The sequence below is a fragment of the Marinomonas alcarazii genome, assembly GCF_003208215.1.
GTDB classification, from domain to species: Bacteria; Pseudomonadota; Gammaproteobacteria; order Pseudomonadales; family Marinomonadaceae; genus Marinomonas; species Marinomonas alcarazii.
This window is the reverse complement of record NZ_QKLW01000003.1, coordinates 286,006-303,025: the sequence shown is the minus strand read 5'-3', so window position 1 is coordinate 303,025 and position 17,020 is coordinate 286,006. Positions and strand designations below refer to the sequence as shown.

The following is a 17,020-nucleotide window of genomic DNA, read 5'->3' as shown; positions in this document are numbered from 1 at the left end:
TATTATTCCCATTACTCTGCACTGGCTAAGCAAGCTCTTCGCTACGCTGGCGAGCAGCCACACAACAGGCTGTCACACGTTCTTTTAATTCTTCATTGCGCATCAAAGCTTCCAAACCAGCTTGTGTTGTACCATTTGGGCTTGTGACATTTTGACGTAAGGTTTCAACATCAATACCACTTTCTTCAATCAGATGAGACGCACCAGTCAAGGTGTCTAGCGCTAGTGCTTTTGCGAAATCCGCATCAAGCCCCAGAGATTGGGCTGACTCAATAAAGCACTGAGCAAAGTAGAACAAGTACGCAGGACCACTTCCGCTGATCGCCGTTACGGCATGCATTTCTTCTTCTTTTGACACCCAATAGAACTTGCCCAATGAAGAGAATAGGCCTTCAATTAATCCAGAAAACTCACTGCGACTTTCTGAAAAGCCAACCATCACACCCTTACCAATCATGGCTGGCGTATTAGGCATGACACGAACAACATGCTTTGCATTAGGCAGCATAGACAATAAAGTCTGAACCATTACCCCTGCCGCAACTGAAACCAAACATGTTGAATGGGAGATGAGGCGATTAAACTGCGAAATGTGCTGCATAATAATTTGAGGCTTAAGTGCCAATAAAAACACTCTAAACTCTAAATCCAGAGGCACATGATCAACACTCTCGAAAGTGTGTAAACCCTTTTGCTCATAGGCTTTTAAAGTGTCCAAATTATTGTCGATCAAATAAATAGAATCTGGCGGAGTACCTTGCTGCAACCATCCTTCAATAATTGCAGACCCCATTCGTCCACCACCAACAACTAGCACCTTATCCGATACGCTCATTATGCTGCTCATCTCCTCTTCTCCAGTGACTAATTATGCGGTTGCCAGTGCTTTATATAACTCACGAATGCGGCTTACCATTGGCCCAGGTTTACCATCACCAATCTCGCGCCCATCGATTTTTACAACAGGCGTTTGGCCGCCAAACGTACCGGTTACAAATGCTTCATCCGCGCCATACACTTCAAATAAAGAAAAATCTTTCTCATACACTGGGATGTCATTTTGCACACATAGATCGATGACCTTTTGGCGAGTGATACCATTCATGCAGTAGCGAGGAGTCGACGTCCAAACTTCACCATTGCGAACAATAAAGAAGTTAGTGGAGTTACAAGTAGCGACAAAACCATGCGGGTCAAGCATCAAGGCTTCATCAGCACCTGCTTTTTGAGCATGAGTCAGAGCAGTAATACAATTAAGCTTACTGTGTGAGTTTAGTTTTGGGTCTTGGCTGTTAGGTTGGCCACGTACGACATGAACAGTAAACAGGGTCATGCCGTTTTCCAATACAACGGCACTTGGCTTACTGTGTTCTGCAATAATCACGGTCGTTGAACCAAAAACACTTAGTCTAGGATCTTGAAACGGATGCTTTTTACGGCCACGAGTCACCATCAAACGTAAATGAGCATCATGTGTCATTTCGTTCGCTGCTAATGTGTCGTATAACGCACTGACCATTTCTTCACGTGTTAGGTCGATTTTGAAATCAAGCACTTTGGCTGAAGCATATAAGCGATCAAGGTGATCATCGAGAAAGGCAATTTTACCGTTGTAGACACGCAGACCTTCCCAAATACCGTCCCCCAACATAAAGCCGCTGTCATATACAGATACAACGGCCTCATGCTTTGGTAAGAGCTCTCCATTTACATAAATTTTAATTAACTCATTCCTGCTATCTTCATCTGCTGAATGCGCACTAAAAGAATGGGACGACATATTTCACTCCAAGATACCGACAATTAATATGATCTTATTTTGATCAAAATGATGCTTTGAGAATATAAGTCTGAAAATAAATTGTCAACTGTATGATTGTCAACAATCATACATTAATTGATAATCCTATTTCTCTGGATGAAAGACTTTGCTATCTTTACCGCATCGCAGTGCGTTATCTGTATCGCTCTATCAGTCAGGAATTTATGTCTACACTAAAGCTAAAACCCATCCATAAAGATCGAACGCTTCGTGCAAATGTTGTTGAACAGCTTCGAGAAGCCATCATTAATGGTGACTTACGACCCGGAACAAAATTGGTTGAGTCACAACTATCCAGTTTATTGGGTGTAAGCCGAGGACCACTAAGGGAAGCTATTCGTCAACTCGTTGATCAAGGGTTAATTGAAAGCATCCCTTACACAGGCACATACGTTGCAGAAATCACCGTAAAAGCCATACAAGAACTCTACTCGTTTCGAACTGAACTAGAGCAGTTTGCTTTCAAATTGGTATGGGAAAAACGAGATGAGAACTTTAAAGCCGAGTTAACCACTCAGCTAAAAAAACTGACCGAAGCTATAAAAAACAACGATAGAGAAGCGGCTATTTTTGAAGAGTTAGAACTGCACAATGTTGCCTATAAATACAGCGGGCACGAATTACTGCAAGATACTTGGCAACGCCTAAGAGGCCGACTACACCTTTACTTTACACTACACCAAACAGCTCACAATCGAGCAGGCCCGTATGTAAATGCCCATGATCTCTACGTAGAGTTGGCAAACGGTGATGACCTAACGGCAATGCTTAATCACATTTCCGAGCACATGCAACAAGGCTATGACAAAGTGGAAAAACTGGTGACAGACATCCAACAAAACACGCCTTAGCCCTTTGGTCTAAAAGAAGCAAACGCCTCGTCTTTTGCTTCTTTTAGCAACAAGCAATTGCCCATCCCACTTCTTCTCTCTAACGCCCTAAGACATCCCTAAAGTGAGACTGCGTTAACGGTCTAAAAGCGTTATCATGAGCGCAGCGTATTAATGAGCCGTCTTATGTCCAGCGAACTACCCATTTACCAACTAATTCCACAGCTAAAAAGTCAGTTATTGCATCACCATGAAGCGATATTAGAAGCCGCGCCCGGTGCAGGTAAAACCACGGTGGTGCCAATCGCCTTGATGGATGAAGCTTGGCTCAAAGGTCGAAAAATCATCATGCTGGAACCAAGGCGCTTGGCAGCCAAAGCGGCCGCAAAACGCCTTGCCGATACCTTGCAAGAACCGCTTGGAAAACGGGTTGGCTATCGTATTCGCCATGAAGGAAAAGAAAGCGCTCAGACACAAATTTTAGTCGTCACAGAAGGCGTGCTAACGCGCATGCTGCACGATGATCCCAGTTTAGATAACATTGCTTTAGTGATCTTTGACGAATTTCACGAACGTAATTTGCACTCAGATTTAGCCTTTGCTTTATGCTTGCAAGCACGCGAACTGTATCGCGATGAAGACCCGCTTAAGCTGTTAGTCATGTCCGCCACACTCGATACAGAAACGCTTGAAACACGACTCGGCTGCCTGACACTAACCAGCCAAGGCCGTAGTTTTCCGATTACCGTTCGTTATAGCAACAAGGCACTCAAGACCTTTCAGGTAACCGATGAAGTCGTTCAACTCACCTGCCAAGCCTTTAATGAAGAAACGGGCAGTTTGTTGGTTTTCCTCCCAGGTCAAAAAGAAATTCGCCAAGCGGCAAGCCAGTTGCAACAACGTTTAGGCCATGAGCCACATTTAAGCATCTTGCCTTTGTATGGCGAGCTCAGTTTAAAAGAACAAGAGGCCGTGATTGAGCCAACCACAGCACCTAACCGAAAAATCGTACTGGCGACCGCCATCGCTCAGACCAGTTTGACCATTGATGGCATCCGAGTCGTGATCGACAGCGGCTTAAGCCGAGAAGCGCGCTTTGATGCCAGCACCGCGACTACACGATTGCATACTCGTCGCGCAACCCAAGCGGAAACAACCCAACGCATGGGTCGCGCAGGACGAACGGAAGAAGGGATTTGTTACCGCTGGTGGAGCGAAGGCCAACAACATCAGCTTGCCCCACAAGCTCAGCCGCAAATAGAGATCAGCGACCTCAGCAGTTTGGTGATGGATTTGGCAAAATGGGGCGTGCAGGAACGTCTTGAATTAGATTGGATTACGCCGCCACCGAATAGTCACTGGCAACAATCGATCGACTTGCTAACCAACCTACAAGCTCTTAAACAGAATCAAACGTCACAACCGTCTTTAGAGTTAAGCCAACTGGGTGAGCAAATGAGTCATCTCGGTATCGAGCCCAGACTGGCTCGATTGCTTCTCGATGGAAAACAAAATGATGACAGTGATTTAGCCAGTGCCATTTGCACCATTCTGTCGGAAGGCGACCCTTTTGCGAATCATCACAGCGATTTGTCAGATAGACTGAGTTGGTTAGCAGGCCATCATCAAGCCCAGAGCAAGCGCCCAAGACAACATTATGTGAAGGCTCAACAGCAATGGCAAAGACGTAGCCAAGGCATCAGCACGCAACCGTCTTGTAGCAAGCATAAAGGAGACACAGCCTTTCTATTGATCCGAGCGTTTGCAGATCGCATTGCTCAGCGTTCAGGACAAGACCACGACAAGACCCGCTACAAACTTGCCAATGGAAGAATGGCGAGCCTATCGTCACTCGATCCTTGTGCACAAAGCGAATGGCTTATCGCGCTGGATATCGGCGGCCATCATGGCCAAGAAGAAGATCGTATTTTTCTCGCCTATCCGATCGAACTGTCTATGCTAACAGACAATTTCGCGGACTTATTCCTCATCAAAAACCACCTCGCTTGGTCAAAAAAAGACGCTCGCCTGTTAAGTGAATCACAGCGTTGGATCGGCAAACTTTGTATTGATAAACAAAAACTTAACAAACCGTCAGAAGCAGACATCAGCCAAGCCGTTTGTCATTATATTCGCCAAGAAGGTCTGTCCGTTTTGCCTTGGAACGAATCCAGTGAACAACTCCGAGCGCGCCTACAATTTGCCTTCGTGCACGACAAACAAAACCTCTGGTCAGACTGTTCTGATAAGGCATTATTGGCCGACCTAGAAGAATGGCTCGGGCCATATCTTGGTAAAGTAACCAATCAACAAGCGATGAATAAGCTCCCGTTAAACGATATATTGTTATCTCGGTTAGATTGGAACCAACAGCAATTTCTTAATCAAAAAGTCCCCGCGAGAATCACGGTGCCATCTGGGGCGAGTCATGCCATTGATTATTGTGAGCAACAACCAACCCTAAGGGTTAAACTGCAAGAGATGTTTGGCTACACAAACAGCCCAACCGTTCTCAACCAAATCGTACGTATCGAACTGCTTTCGCCGGGACAGCGTCCCCTGGCCGTAACCCAAGATTTGGCTTTCTTTTGGCGTGAAGCCTACCCAGAAGTACGCAAAGAAATGCGTGGAAGATACCCAAAACACCCATGGCCTGAAGACCCTCTCAGCGCCCAAGCCACCGCGAAAACCAACCGCGCACTAAGGTCATCTTAAGTGTCTTAGTGCCTGCTCGGTAAGCTGTTGACTAAAAGGCGTGTTCTTCGGATGAGTCGGAGACCAGCCCATAATAAAGCGATGAAAGTCTGCCCAAGCGATAGGGAATAAATATTGCCACTCTTCAACAACCTCTTGGGCAAAGGCTTGAGACTCTCCTTGCGCCATCAGCTCACGCCCCAACTCAGAGAAATAGTACTCCAATAAATAGTCTATATTTTTCGCTAACTCAGACTCAGATAATGCGCTCCCTAAAAGATACGCAAAATCTTGAACACCAATGCCACCACCAACATACTGAAAGTCCACAGCGGCCACCTGATTATCGAGTGGAGAAAAACAAAAATTCGCCACCTTGGCATCACCATGAACAAGGGTTTTAAAACGTGCGTTATCCAAACATGCAGCCAATTCAGATGCAGCAGATTTCAACTCTCCCTCCGCCATAACAGACCACTCATCCTGTCGAGTATCAAGGTGCCAGTAGGTTCCCTTGCGCCATAAATCATTCGGCCAATCAGCAGGCGGCGTTTGATGGATAAAGCCCGCATGAAATGCCGCCAGCCAATGGATGCAAGACATGACATACTCGAGATTATGAGCGCTATATCGGTCCGCATAACCAGCAGCGTCTAAATCTTCTAATAAGGTTAATCGCTGCCCTGTGCTCTCGTCATGAAAGTTCCCATAACACCGCGCAACACGCGCCGATAGATTGCAACGGGGCGCCCAATGTCGATACCAATTCTGCTCTACTTCATAGGAACGCACTTTACGTAGATGCGCGTGATCCGAATGCCAGCCCCTAGGATGACTCACTTCCGAAGGAAACGAGCAATGCTTGGCAATAATAGACGATGGCGCTTCTTTTCCTGTAAGTGAATAACGCACTACCTCGCCATAACCGCTCCACAGCGACTGAATCAACGACGTTCGTTCTACTGTGTCGGCTTTGCATTGGCGCTTAATAAAGATCTCGGGCGTCATCATTTTTCTAAAATCCACGTAAAAGACGCGACTATTTTACCTATAAAGCGTTATTCTAAAACGCCTTTTACAATGATTACTGATCTATCATGAGCCTTATTCTTTTTTACCTTAAGAAATTTATCGGCTATATGCTGATGCCAATTCCTCTCACTTTGCTGGCCATGTGTCTCGCGCTTTTGCTGATGAATAAATGGCCCAAACTCGCCAAACTCATTCTATTCTGCGCCATACTTTTATTAGGCTTAACCAGTTGGAGTCCTGTAGCGAATTCACTCATTGCAACGGTCGAACACGATTATCCTGTGTTTAATATTGAACAGCCAGTGGATGCCGTTATCGTCCTCGGCAGTGGCCACAAAGATTTAAGCGATACACTGGCAATCATGGCACTTGGCAACAGCGCACTGTTCAGACTTGAGGAAGGTTTGCGCATTTTAAAGGCCAACCCAAACGCGCAATTATTTGTGTCTGGTTACTCTGGTGAAATGACAGAACCTCACGCAGAAGTCATGCGCCGAGCAGCCATAGAATTAGGCGTACAACCCAACCGAATTAAAGCCTTTCCTCTCGCCAAAGACACCGAAGAGGAAGCCAACATGATGAAACCGTATTTAGAAGGGAAACTCGCAGCCTTGGTAACAGAAGCCTCACACCTAAAACGTGCGTCTATTTTCTTCGAAAAAGCAGGGATAAACATCATCCCGGCGCCTGCTATGTATTTAGGGTCTGAAAAGAGCGACTGGCAAATCGACGCCAACGCAGCCTACAAAAGCCAACGCGCCTTTTACGAATGGCTTGGACGCACTTGGCAATGGATTAAGGAGTAAGCAATGACATCTAAAATGGCATTTGAAACGAATAAAAAAGATGACCCAATATCTCACGATACTTGGTTAACACAACAAGTTAACGCCGCTTTCGATCGCATGGAAAACGGCCTTGCTGTATTTGTGTCAAACGAAGAAGCCAACGCTCAGATGGATGATTTTAAGGCAAAAGTTCGTGCTAGGAATAAGAGCTTATAGTTATACAAGATCTACACATAAAATATGGCTCTGTGACATTTGTAAAAAATAGACTTGGAAACCTCATCTATAACCCTTTAATATCAAGTGACCTTGATTGTCTCTTCTTATAAGAGGTGGTCATATATTTATCTTGTATATATAGCGCAGTGTGACAATGAAGAACTCTGTAGAAAAATACCTCTTAGAGAATGGGCCGAGTTTAAGCTCTGAAATATCTGAGCATTTAGTAAAGCAGCACGGAATTTCTGCAGTTGCAGCCCGTCAAAGAGTGTCTAGAGAAGGCAAAAAAGCTATTCGCTTAGATCTATCATTTCCTAGAAGAGCTAGGTTTCTTTACCTGCGCGACCAATCTGGTAAAGGCATTTTTTGGAATAGATTAGAGAGTGCTTTACTAAATACAAATTCGGCTTATGGATATGCTTTACAAGCTTTAGAAGAGCGGGGTGGCATAATGCCTCGTAACCACTTTGAAATTGCATGCGGCTCACCAATTCGACAACAAAAACACCTTTCTTCTTCAATTATTTTAAAAAGACTTCAAGATACAAACTTAATAAAAGAAATTGAGGTTAAAGGTATTGGTCTTTGTATCTACAAGGGCATACATTTCAATCATGTCGAATCTTTAATTCCTAACATGAAAGCAAGACTATTAGCAGAAGACATGATTCTTAGAGCTTTTAGCGACTGGCTGAGAAAAATGGGATTTGTCGCATACAATCAAGTTAGAATTCGTTCAGACATCAAAAACCCTAACATTAGCACTACTGCTTGGGATCTAGCTGGACCTTCATATTTGTCACCATTAGTAACCTTCAAAAGTGACGGCAAACCAAACCCTGGATTTATTGCATGTGACATACTCCTTACAGACGAAGTCTCTCTAATAGGAATAAAGCCATTTCTTTTAAAGTTAAATTCGCTTAGAAGTCTTAAAAAAGTGGGCAAACAACTATGTTTTTTTGTTGCAAATACATTCCACCAAGAAGCATTTAATAAACTAAAATCCGAAGGAATTTCACCAACAACAGTATCAACACTCTTTGGCAATGATGTTAGAAGCAGCTTATTAGAGTTAATCAGACTTCTATCAGATACCGCACTACAAGTAGTTGCTCCAGAAAAAATTGATAAAATATTTAGTTCATTAGGCAAAATTGAAGGGTCTGCTGGTCAGCTTCGAGGTGCATTTTTCGAGTATATTGTAGCCGAGGCAATGAGAGCCGAATCACATCAAATTATGCTTAATCGACTTTGCCAAACCGTCATAGGACCTAAAGAGGCTGATGTCATTTGTGTGACTAATCACTCGATAAAATTTATCGAGTGCAAAGGTTATAACCCTAACAAAAGAGTCACTTTAGATGAAGTTAACTATTGGCTGAATGAGCAAATCCCAGTATTCAGAACTTTTTCACTTACACACCCAGATTGGAAAAATACAGATTTGATCTTTGAATTCTGGACTACAGGAACATACGAACTTGATGCCTTAAAACGACTTGAAGAAGCTAGTAAAAATACAACCAAGTATATAATCAACTTTAAAGACAATGTCCAAGTCCATAAAACCATTAATAACACAAAAAACTCAGCCTTGATAAAAACATTTTCAGATCACTTCTATAGCCATCCTATGGAAGTGATCAGTATTTCAAGGAAGTAATAAAGCCGAGCGTTAACCCATATTTTCCTTTTTGAAATTAATGCTGAAACAAAACATTTTTCTAAATTTTTATTTCAAACAAAGAAGCCCCTAATGCGAAGCCGTAACCGAGTTTGGCAACGGTTCCCCTACTCTCTCTTTGGCAATTTCAATCACCGCATGGGCCAGTTGTACCAAGGTGGCAAAGTTAGGCTTGGTTTCAGGCTTTAAAGACCGGTAAGCACTGGTTCGACTTTTAATATCCGCTCTTGCGATCACAACGCGATGGCCAAATAACTCAACATAGGAACGAATGGCCGCTTGCAAAATATCTGGGCGACCTTCTGTCATAGAATCCCATGACGCCTGTTTAATCACCTCTTCCATTTGCTCCACATCAAACCGCATAGCAGCAGCCTGATAAGCTCCTTTTGTGATGCTTCGTAATGTGTTTGCTGTCAGTTCATTACCATTCCAGTTCAAAGCGCCGTCAGAGGTTAAAGCAAAGCGTTTAAAACCTTTCACGTTAGCAAATGGTGGTTTGGAAAAGTAATCCGATAAGTCTGCCTCACCTTCAAATCCGTCGTTAAAGGTTAATGCTAAGGTGTGATCTTTAACCCAGTCGACATCAATAATTTTTAACATACATCCTCCAACTTCCCCGGATTCTCACCTTTCACAGCTTTCTTCCACATCTGCATGAGTTGATATCTAAAACTACAGACCAGTCTCTCAAAAGAGACAAATATATTTTGTAAACAAAAAAACAGCACCCATCACTGAGTGCTGCTTTTCGATTACTTCAAGAGTCGAGCCTTTTCGAACTCATCAAACCTGAAACAAGAAGTTTTTGATCAAGTCTTTACCACCTTCGGTTGCAAAGGATTCTGGGTGAAACTGAATCCCTTGAATTGGGTATTCTTTATGACGAACGCCCATCAATTCAAACTTACCGCCTTGGTGAATCGTCGCGATGTCCTTAAAGTCTGCTTCTTTTAACTCACCAACGGAAGCGGTAACTTCCAACACGTCTGGGAAGCTTTCTGCTTCGGCGATGAGCGAGTGATAACGCATGACTTCTAGTTGGTCTGGAATGTCATGAAAAATACCTTCGCCGTTGTGAGTAATCGGGCTGGTTTTACCGTGCATTGGCAATGGCGCTTTGACCACTTTGCCGCCAAATACATGACAAATGCCCTGCATACCAAGACAAACACCCATTAATGGAATGGTTTTACCGAACTCTAAAATCACGTCCGCACACACACCAAAGTACGCCTTGTCGTCTGGTGAACCTGGCCCTGGGGAAATAATAATACGATCTGGCGCAGCGGCACGAATGTCGTCTAATGTCACTTCATCGTTACGCTTAACAATCACCTCAAACGCGTCGATTTCGCCACGGCTTTTCTCGGTTTCTAATACTTCACCAATAAACTGATACAGGTTGTAAGTGAAGGAATCGTAGTTGTCGATAATATAAACTTTCATGCTTCCCTTACTCCTGATTCGCGTTTGGCGCGAAACTGTCTAATACGCGCTTGGTGCCAGCAAATTTGCGTTGAATTTCTTCGTATTCGTCTTCGGCATTGGAGTCATACACATTGCCGCCACAGGTTTGCACATAAGCTTTGTTACCCTTGGCAAACACGGTTCGAATTGGAATCGCAAACATACAATCGCCATTGAAAGAGAACTGACCCACCGCGCCACCATAAGGGCCACGGCCATCGTTTTCCAAATCATCGATGATCTTCATCGCTTCGATTTTCGGTGCGCCCGTCAAAGTTCCCGCAGGGAAGTTGCTTGCCAACGCTGAAAACATGTCGTGATTTTCCGCCATAATGCCGACAATTTCGCTAGAGATATGCTGAACATGACTAAAACGCTTAATGTCCATCAAGCTGCGCACTTTTACCGTACCGAAACGCGCCACACGGCCAATGTCGTTGCGATGCAAATCGACAATCATATTGTGCTCGGCGATTTCTTTTGGATCGTTCAACAAAGCGCGCGCAAAGGCGGTATCTTCAGCCGCGTCTTTACCACGCTTCGCCGTACCCGCTAGCGGGAAGGTTTCCATTTCCCCTTGACGCACACGGAACAATAATTCTGGGCTGGCACCAATCACCTTTTGCTCACCAAACTTGATGTAGTACATTTGCGGCGAAGGGTTCACTTCACGCAATTGCTCGTACAAATTGATGGTGTCGCCTTCCATATCGAACCATTTTTTAAAGCCCACTTCACACTGGAAGATCTTACCGTCGATAATGTCTTGCTTCACCTTAGCAACCGCATCCGCGTGATCGCTCTTACTCATGGACTCGCCTGCTGGCGTCACCACGAATGGACCGTTTTCTGGCGTTTCTTCCGCCATCATACTGTCCACTAATTCCACACGGTTTCCATCACCAGACTCGTCTTCATAATAGAAATAGAAAACTTCGCCCGTCATCTTGTCCAGTATCAGACCATCTTTGTACAGGCCAAAACGGAAGGCATCGAACATCTCGCTCGATTGCAGATCCAAGCTTGGCTCGAAATAATTCATGCTGTCGTAACCGATATAACCCGTTAAACCACCAGCAAAACCGCGCGACAAAATATTCTGCGGCACAATGTCACGTAGCAAGTAATATGGATTGTCGGATTCAAACGATTCCGTGCTGCCATCACGCTCTTGGATAAACAGCTTCTTGCCTTCGGCCCAAATCAATTTCTCAGGATCAAAACCGATAATCGAATGGCGGGAAATAAAGCTCTCTTCACCAAGAGATTCCAACATAAAACAGTTGTCAAAACGCTTCTCAACCTTCTTAAACAGATCAAAAAAATCGCAGGCAGAGCTGATGGTAATGTACTTAGGCTTGCGCGGCAGCGTGATGCGCTGCGGCTTTTTGTTATATGAACTCATATCTCTTTTAATTCCTTCAATGCTCTGGAACCACGGGTCACAGTGGCAATACCCACACCCAATTGTTTCGCAATGTCTCGCTGCGGAACACCCTGCTCCAACAGAGATAAAATTTGTAACCTGTGTTGCATTTCGTTGATTTCCTTCGGTGTTAGCAAAGCTTTCAAGCGCTTCTCCAACACCACATCGTCACCGGCTTCGGTTAAAAACTGGACCAAATCTTTCATAGGATTCGACTCTCACAAGGAGGCTTTGTATTCACGTACTAGTACAATATAGATTTCGAGGAAGGGAAGCAAGGACATAAGCATGAAAAATGCGCTAAAATAACAACAGCCTAATCTAAGCTAAATAGGCTGTTGAAATGGGCTTTTACGAAGATTTAAAATAACCATTAGAATAAGCTGTCGCCATCCAGAATGAATTTCAACTTGTTGAGGAAGTCAGAAGCTGTTTGCCGAAGGCATAAAGTACTAGCAACCATTCAAGACAATCCAGATTTCAATCAGGTGTTATCGGTACATTAAAATGATTATAAGATTTTTTCGTGTTGAGATTTACCCTGAATATCGAGAAGAGTTTGAAACTAAGTTCCGCAGCTTATCTGTCGGCGCCCTTGAGACTCAAGAAGGTTGTGAGTCTATCGAAATTGGTTTTCCTGTTGAGTCAAATCCCAATGAGTACTCAATGATTTCCAAGTGGCAGAGTAAAGACAAGCTAATCGAGTTTTTAGGAGAAGACTGGCATAAAGCCTTTATTCCAGATGGCATGGAACATTACGCCAAGCAATATTCTGTGCATCATTATGATATCTGAAAAGGTCTCACGGTATTATTTTTCCGCAGTTTAGGCTTCTGAACATGACAAAAATGTGCTCCCTTTTTAACCAAGATTAGGAATAGAAGCCTGTAATAGACTAGGTTATACTGGATAAACTTACTCGCTAAGGGAATCAAAATGAGACACAAACCAACGCTATCTCTGACTTCTAAACAGCAAGCTTACACAAGCAAAAAAGGCGATAACTTCGTCGAAAGCATGCGTTTAGAAGGTTATTCTGTAGACAAATCCTTACTTTCTCTCAGCGCATCAGAAAGAAAGGTAAAAAAAGAACAACTTTTAAAGAAATACTTAGGTTGATCCTGTGGTAGATAAATACGGTGTAGGCCAAGACCCGTATACCTATTCAAACTCCAGTACTTTAATCAATAAACTTGGTATTAAAGATTCCGTAGAGTTAAGCGATATAGAGAACCAGCTATCTACTCTTGCGCTTGCTGATATTGACTTTCAACCCGCACCCTACGACTTCCCCTATCTTTGCCTTCTGCACGAAAAACTCTTCGGAGATTTATATGAATGGGCAGGAAAAATACGAACCATTGCGATTTCAAAGCAAGACACCCGTTTTTGCCAGCCTGAATTTATACAAAAAGAAGCCAACAAGTTATTTGACCAATTAAGAAAAAAAGACTTTTTTGAACACTTAGGTTTCGATGATTTTTGCCAAGAAATGGCAGAATTTTATATTGAATTGAATATGGTTCACCCATTCCGAGAAGGGAACGGAAGAACACAGCGCCTATTGTTTGAACATCTGGCTATCCATTGCGGCTACAATTTAAGCTTTGAAGGCATATCAAAAGATCAATGGATTGAATCTAATATTCTTGGATGTTTAGAATGTAACTATGGACCAATGATAGAGATATTTACTAGAAGCCTCTCCCCAATTATCTAACATGCCAACACTTTGCCACATCCAGCCCGTATTTTGACTTTTATCACTGCCATTTTAGCCTAAGACATATCGACGCCTTGTCTTCACAGCCATGGCATTCTAACGTCGTGTTATCTCTATTATTTAGGAATCAAACAATGACATTCATCACAGCCAAAGACTTCACCGCAGATCGTGCTTGGGCTGCTTTGGACATTGCCAATATGAATGGTGTGACGACTAGTTTGCATTGGACGAATCAGCCTCATAAATGATATTTATAAGCATAGCTAACAAGATCCATCGCTTACCGTTATATGTCTGAACCTCTTTATGCTTCCCTAGATGCCCACACCAAAATAATACTGACATGGGCACCTTCTCCGCTGTTATCGAGCAAGATGGTAAGGCACATACAGAGCTAAATCAGGCCAGAACCATAGTAATACCGCGGTGACAATCATAATGACGGCAAAAGGTAACGCTCCTTTGGAAACATCCTGCAGCGATGCTTTTGCCACCCCTTGAATGATAAACAGATTCATTCCTACTGGCGGTGTAATCAAGGCAGTCTCAATCAAGATCACAAAGAAAATACCAAACCAAATCGGGTCTATCCCCATATTCAGTACCGCTGGCAATAACACAGGGACCATGATTAGCAACATGGATAGACTTTCTAAAAAGAAGCCAATCAAAAACAGAACTAAGCCAACCGCAAGAATGAACAGACCTGGCGTTGATATATGTTGCGTCAATAGCATGCTGATAGTTTGCGGCAACATGTACAACGTAATCGCATAAGAGAATACTTTGGCACCCGCTACGATTAACATCACCATCACAGTTGTCTTTAACGTATGCTCAACACTCTCTTTAAGTAGTGCCCAGTTCATCCGTCCCATGGCAAACGTCATTAACAGCGCCAAGACAAAGCCAAGTCCAGCACTTTCTGATGGCGTTGCAATACCTGCATAAATAGAACCAATAATACATACTGCTAATAGTACAGTAGGCAATGCTTTTAATGAGGCCTGTAAGCGTTCCGGCCAGCCAACCTTCGGCATAGCTTGGTACTGGCTAGAAAAGCGAGCAAACAATACACCGTAAATAATAAAGGCGACCGCCAAGAATAATCCCGGTGCAACGCCCGCTAAGAATAACGTTTTGATAGATGATTCAGAGACGATGCCATATATAATTAACGGAATAGAAGGCGGGATTAAGATCCCCAAAGTGCCGCCCGCCGCCAACATGCCAAAGACAAACCGACGATCGTAGCCACGCTGAATCATCTCCGGAATGGCTATCGTACCAATGGTCGCTGCCGTAGCAACAGATGAGCCAGAAATCGCGGAGAAAAGCGTACAAGATAAAATCGTCGCAACACCCAACCCTCCGGGAAAATGCCCGACCCAAGACTGAACACCTGCAAATAAATCTTTGCCAACTCCGCCTCGCAATAGCACATTCGACATCAGCAGAAACATAGGTACCGCAAGCAACTCAAAGCTATCCATTGCGCCATGAAGACGCGTTGGAACCCCAACCATGGGCAGGCCTTTCAGCGCCAATAAAATAATCCCTAGACCACCCAGAGCAAAAGCAACAGGCGTGCGTAGGACCAATAGAGCCAACAATGCCACTAGAATAAATAATGCTTCCATTAGTGTGTGGCTCCTGATACTTCTTCGTCATTGGGAACAGCAGTCCAGACGCGAATTAACTCAGCGATTCCTTGTAGCACCAGTAAACCGGAGCCCAACCAGACAGGTGCATGAGTAAACCATTTTGGCAATGCTAAGTAAGTATCCGTCGTATGGCCTGCTAAAGTAGACTTCATCCAAAGCTCAAAACCATAGAAGCAAGAAACAACCGCAAAGATAAACATAAACACCAAGGCAAAGCTGTCGCTAAGTTTGCGCCCAAGAGTCCCCGGCGTACGGAATACCAACTCAATCACCACCATTTCTTTATGCTTTAACGCAAACGCAGCCGCTAAATACACAGACCATACCATCAGCACACGGCTGACCTCATCCACCCAAATAGTGGGCGCATTAAACACATAACGCATGACCACTTCATAGGTTATGAAACATCCCACCGCGAATAGACTCCAAGCACATAACTTGCCCGTCCACTCAGATACGGTGTCAATACAGCGCAACAACATGTGTTACTCCTAACAAGAATAATGATATCTATTGAACTGAGCGGATTGCGGAGACCGCTGCCGCACCAGTTTCACCTGTTTCTTCTACAAAACGGTCCACAACAGACTGTGTCGCTTGCTGCCAAGATTGGCGCTGCTCAGGCGTCAGGGTGACAACATTCATGTATTGCTTCATTTCTTCGACTGTTTGCGCTTCTTCTGCGTAAACCTGATCACGTAGTTGCTGCTCTACTGTTCGAGCCGCTTCCTGAATGATCGCCTGCTCTTCGTCAGAAAGGCTCTCGTAGACGTCATTATTGATCACAGCGAGGAACTCAATCGCGCTATCAAATGTCAACGTCATATTATCCATCACCTCGTATAGCTTACGAGATTTCACTGCAGACGCGCCGGTCATACCCACGTCAACAGCACCCTGTTGATAAGCAAGAAACTGCTTAGAACCAGACAGCAACGTCGGCGCGCCATTCAATGCCTCGATAGTCCAACCATGAACCTTGCCGTAGGTACGTACTTTTTTGCCCTCAATATCGCCAGGCTCAGTAATCGCATCGCCATTACTCAAGTACACATTACGACCAAATGCCTGCCACCAAAGTACACGAGCACCGGTTTCTTCTAATATTTTACTGTCAATCGCTTTACGTAAATCAGAGCCCGGAGCAACGGCGGCACGAATATTATCTTCATCGTTAAAAATAAACGGAACAGCGACCACATCAACCGCAGGAACAGATCCTGCAAAACGCCCAATAAAGGTCGTGCCTGCATCAATAGCACCAGAACCTACCGCTTCAGGAACTTCTTTGTCTTTAAATAGTTGCGCTGATGGGAACAGTTGCACACTTAGCTCACCATCAGATTTTTCTTCAATAAGGTTGCCAAAATCGATCCAGTTTTTACTAACGGGATGAGTGGCGGGCAACTGAGATGTTACACGGATGGTTGTATCGGCTAGCGCATTGGCTGCAAACCCTGCAATTGACAAGGTTAAAATGGAACTGCTAATTAGTTTATTCATAAGTGCCTCATTATTATTTAAATACCCCATCGCACGGCCCACTCCGCGCATTGATTAAGAGCGTCTTGCTACACTAACTGTTGTGTTAGTTATGCTGGAGGGGGTTATTAACTCAATCAATCTAAAAATGCAAAAAAACGCATTAAAAAGGCCTTT

Annotated in this window: 18 protein-coding genes; 8 read left to right on the top strand and 10 right to left on the bottom strand. The window is 44.0% G+C overall.

Translation table 11 applies throughout. The features are described 5' to 3' along the window. Nucleotides 1-25: 25 nt before the first annotated feature. Both proC and DFP75_RS09655 read right to left on the bottom strand, forming a co-directional pair. Nucleotides 26-847 (bottom strand): pyrroline-5-carboxylate reductase, encoded by an 822-nt coding sequence (gene proC, locus DFP75_RS09660; protein WP_110575018.1) that lies wholly within the window; start codon nucleotides 845-847, stop codon nucleotides 26-28. 21 nt (nucleotides 848-868) lie between these two features. After that, complete coding sequence (locus DFP75_RS09655; protein WP_110575016.1) at nucleotides 869-1,780, bottom strand: aminotransferase class IV; 912 nt, start codon at nucleotides 1,778-1,780, stop codon at nucleotides 869-871. A gap of 92 nt (nucleotides 1,781-1,872) precedes the next feature. On the opposite strand from DFP75_RS09655, the gene DFP75_RS09650 reads away from it, so the two are divergent. Together DFP75_RS09650 and hrpB are read left to right on the top strand one after the other, a co-directional pair. Continuing rightward, a complete protein-coding gene (locus DFP75_RS09650) occupies nucleotides 1,873-2,673 on the top strand; it encodes a GntR family transcriptional regulator (protein WP_110575014.1) in 801 nt (266 codons plus the stop codon). Nucleotides 2,674-2,838: 165 nt separating this feature from the next. Further along, nucleotides 2,839-5,367: an ATP-dependent helicase HrpB gene (hrpB, locus tag DFP75_RS09645; protein WP_110575012.1), complete on the top strand. Its 2,529-nt coding sequence runs from the start codon at nucleotides 2,839-2,841 to the stop codon at nucleotides 5,365-5,367. On the opposite strand, the gene DFP75_RS09640 is transcribed toward hrpB, so the two are convergent. Beyond that, complete coding sequence (locus DFP75_RS09640) at nucleotides 5,359-6,357, bottom strand: ecdysteroid 22-kinase family protein (protein WP_245927024.1); 999 nt, start codon at nucleotides 6,355-6,357, stop codon at nucleotides 5,359-5,361. The genes hrpB and DFP75_RS09640 overlap by 9 nt on opposite strands. An 86-nt stretch (nucleotides 6,358-6,443) precedes the next feature. Between DFP75_RS09640 and DFP75_RS09635 the strand changes: the two genes are divergently transcribed. The 3 genes from DFP75_RS09635 (at nucleotide 6,444) to DFP75_RS09625 (ending at nucleotide 9,051) form a co-directional block, all read left to right on the top strand. Beyond that, nucleotides 6,444-7,184 (top strand): ElyC/SanA/YdcF family protein, encoded by a 741-nt coding sequence (locus DFP75_RS09635; RefSeq protein WP_110575008.1) that lies wholly within the window; start codon nucleotides 6,444-6,446, stop codon nucleotides 7,182-7,184. 3 nt (nucleotides 7,185-7,187) lie between these two features. After that, complete coding sequence (locus tag DFP75_RS09630; protein WP_110575006.1) at nucleotides 7,188-7,382, top strand: hypothetical protein; 195 nt, start codon at nucleotides 7,188-7,190, stop codon at nucleotides 7,380-7,382. A 157-nt stretch (nucleotides 7,383-7,539) separates the two neighbouring features. Further along, nucleotides 7,540-9,051: a nuclease-related domain-containing protein gene (locus tag DFP75_RS09625; protein WP_110575004.1), complete on the top strand. Its 1,512-nt coding sequence runs from the start codon at nucleotides 7,540-7,542 to the stop codon at nucleotides 9,049-9,051. Nucleotides 9,052-9,141: 90 nt separating this feature from the next. Here DFP75_RS09625 and dhiA read toward each other — a convergent pair whose 3' ends face one another. From dhiA to DFP75_RS09605, 4 genes are all read right to left on the bottom strand, one after another. After that, entirely contained in the window at nucleotides 9,142-9,675 is a 534-nt protein-coding gene (dhiA, locus tag DFP75_RS09620) for a type II toxin-antitoxin system antitoxin DhiA (protein WP_110575002.1), read from the bottom strand. Between the two features lie 183 nt (nucleotides 9,676-9,858). Then, a complete protein-coding gene (locus DFP75_RS09615) occupies nucleotides 9,859-10,521 on the bottom strand; it encodes an anthranilate synthase component II (RefSeq protein ID WP_110575000.1) in 663 nt (220 codons plus the stop codon). Between the two features lie 7 nt (nucleotides 10,522-10,528). Further along, on the bottom strand, nucleotides 10,529-11,947 hold the full coding sequence (locus DFP75_RS09610; RefSeq protein ID WP_110574999.1) for an anthranilate synthase component I family protein: 1,419 nt from the start codon (nucleotides 11,945-11,947) through the stop codon (nucleotides 10,529-10,531). Further along, complete coding sequence (locus DFP75_RS09605; protein WP_110574998.1) at nucleotides 11,944-12,174, bottom strand: Trp family transcriptional regulator; 231 nt, start codon at nucleotides 12,172-12,174, stop codon at nucleotides 11,944-11,946. The genes DFP75_RS09610 and DFP75_RS09605 overlap by 4 nt, the downstream gene beginning before the upstream one ends. Nucleotides 12,175-12,475: 301 nt before the next feature. Here DFP75_RS09605 and DFP75_RS09600 point away from each other — a divergent pair, with 301 nt between their 5' ends. The 3 genes from DFP75_RS09600 (at nucleotide 12,476) to DFP75_RS09590 (ending at nucleotide 13,688) form a co-directional block, all read left to right on the top strand. Next, on the top strand, nucleotides 12,476-12,763 hold the full coding sequence (locus DFP75_RS09600) for an antibiotic biosynthesis monooxygenase family protein (protein WP_110574997.1): 288 nt from the start codon (nucleotides 12,476-12,478) through the stop codon (nucleotides 12,761-12,763). 141 nt (nucleotides 12,764-12,904) lie between these two features. Further along, nucleotides 12,905-13,087: a YhfG family protein gene (locus DFP75_RS09595; protein ID WP_110574996.1), complete on the top strand. Its 183-nt coding sequence runs from the start codon at nucleotides 12,905-12,907 to the stop codon at nucleotides 13,085-13,087. A 4-nt stretch (nucleotides 13,088-13,091) separates the two neighbouring features. Next, nucleotides 13,092-13,688 carry a putative adenosine monophosphate-protein transferase Fic gene (locus DFP75_RS09590; RefSeq protein WP_110574995.1) on the top strand — a complete coding sequence of 199 codons (597 nt, stop codon included), beginning with the start codon at nucleotides 13,092-13,094 and terminating at the stop codon, nucleotides 13,686-13,688. Nucleotides 13,689-14,056: 368 nt separating this feature from the next. Here the strand turns inward: DFP75_RS09590 and DFP75_RS09580 are convergent, their stop codons facing one another. From DFP75_RS09580 to dctP, 3 genes are read right to left on the bottom strand one after another with little or no spacing between them, the layout of a single operon-like run. Beyond that, entirely contained in the window at nucleotides 14,057-15,334 is a 1,278-nt protein-coding gene (locus DFP75_RS09580) for a TRAP transporter large permease (protein ID WP_110574994.1), read from the bottom strand. Further along, the gene (locus tag DFP75_RS09575) at nucleotides 15,334-15,843 is read right to left on the bottom strand and encodes a TRAP transporter small permease subunit (protein WP_175404880.1); all 510 of its coding nucleotides are present in this window, start codon (nucleotides 15,841-15,843) and stop codon (nucleotides 15,334-15,336) included. Before DFP75_RS09575 ends, DFP75_RS09580 begins: the two co-directional genes overlap by 1 nt. A gap of 28 nt (nucleotides 15,844-15,871) precedes the next feature. After that, entirely contained in the window at nucleotides 15,872-16,864 is a 993-nt protein-coding gene (dctP, locus tag DFP75_RS09570; protein ID WP_110574992.1) for a TRAP transporter substrate-binding protein DctP, read from the bottom strand. Between the last annotated feature and the right edge of the window lie 156 nt (nucleotides 16,865-17,020).

Bases quoted from the DNA above. Each gene is read 5' to 3' on its own strand.
- proC (WP_110575018.1), bottom strand. From the start codon at position 847: ATGAGCAGCATAATGAGCGTATCGGATAAGGTGCTAGTTGTTGGTGGT.
- DFP75_RS09655 (WP_110575016.1), bottom strand. From the start codon at position 1,780: ATGTCGTCCCATTCTTTTAGTGCGCATTCAGCAGATGAAGATAGCAGG.
- DFP75_RS09650 (WP_110575014.1), top strand. From the start codon at position 1,873: ATGATTGTCAACAATCATACATTAATTGATAATCCTATTTCTCTGGAT.
- hrpB (WP_110575012.1), top strand. From the start codon at position 2,839: ATGTCCAGCGAACTACCCATTTACCAACTAATTCCACAGCTAAAAAGT.
- DFP75_RS09640 (WP_245927024.1), bottom strand. From the start codon at position 6,357: ATGATGACGCCCGAGATCTTTATTAAGCGCCAATGCAAAGCCGACACA.
- DFP75_RS09635 (WP_110575008.1), top strand. From the start codon at position 6,444: ATGAGCCTTATTCTTTTTTACCTTAAGAAATTTATCGGCTATATGCTG.
- DFP75_RS09630 (WP_110575006.1), top strand. From the start codon at position 7,188: ATGACATCTAAAATGGCATTTGAAACGAATAAAAAAGATGACCCAATA.
- DFP75_RS09625 (WP_110575004.1), top strand. From the start codon at position 7,540: ATGAAGAACTCTGTAGAAAAATACCTCTTAGAGAATGGGCCGAGTTTA.
- dhiA (WP_110575002.1), bottom strand. From the start codon at position 9,675: ATGTTAAAAATTATTGATGTCGACTGGGTTAAAGATCACACCTTAGCA.
- DFP75_RS09615 (WP_110575000.1), bottom strand. From the start codon at position 10,521: ATGAAAGTTTATATTATCGACAACTACGATTCCTTCACTTACAACCTG.
- DFP75_RS09610 (WP_110574999.1), bottom strand. From the start codon at position 11,947: ATGAGTTCATATAACAAAAAGCCGCAGCGCATCACGCTGCCGCGCAAG.
- DFP75_RS09605 (WP_110574998.1), bottom strand. From the start codon at position 12,174: ATGAAAGATTTGGTCCAGTTTTTAACCGAAGCCGGTGACGATGTGGTG.
- DFP75_RS09600 (WP_110574997.1), top strand. From the start codon at position 12,476: ATGATTATAAGATTTTTTCGTGTTGAGATTTACCCTGAATATCGAGAA.
- DFP75_RS09595 (WP_110574996.1), top strand. From the start codon at position 12,905: ATGAGACACAAACCAACGCTATCTCTGACTTCTAAACAGCAAGCTTAC.
- DFP75_RS09580 (WP_110574994.1), bottom strand. From the start codon at position 15,334: ATGGAAGCATTATTTATTCTAGTGGCATTGTTGGCTCTATTGGTCCTA.
- DFP75_RS09575 (WP_175404880.1), bottom strand. From the start codon at position 15,843: ATGTTGTTGCGCTGTATTGACACCGTATCTGAGTGGACGGGCAAGTTA.
- dctP (WP_110574992.1), bottom strand. From the start codon at position 16,864: ATGAATAAACTAATTAGCAGTTCCATTTTAACCTTGTCAATTGCAGGG.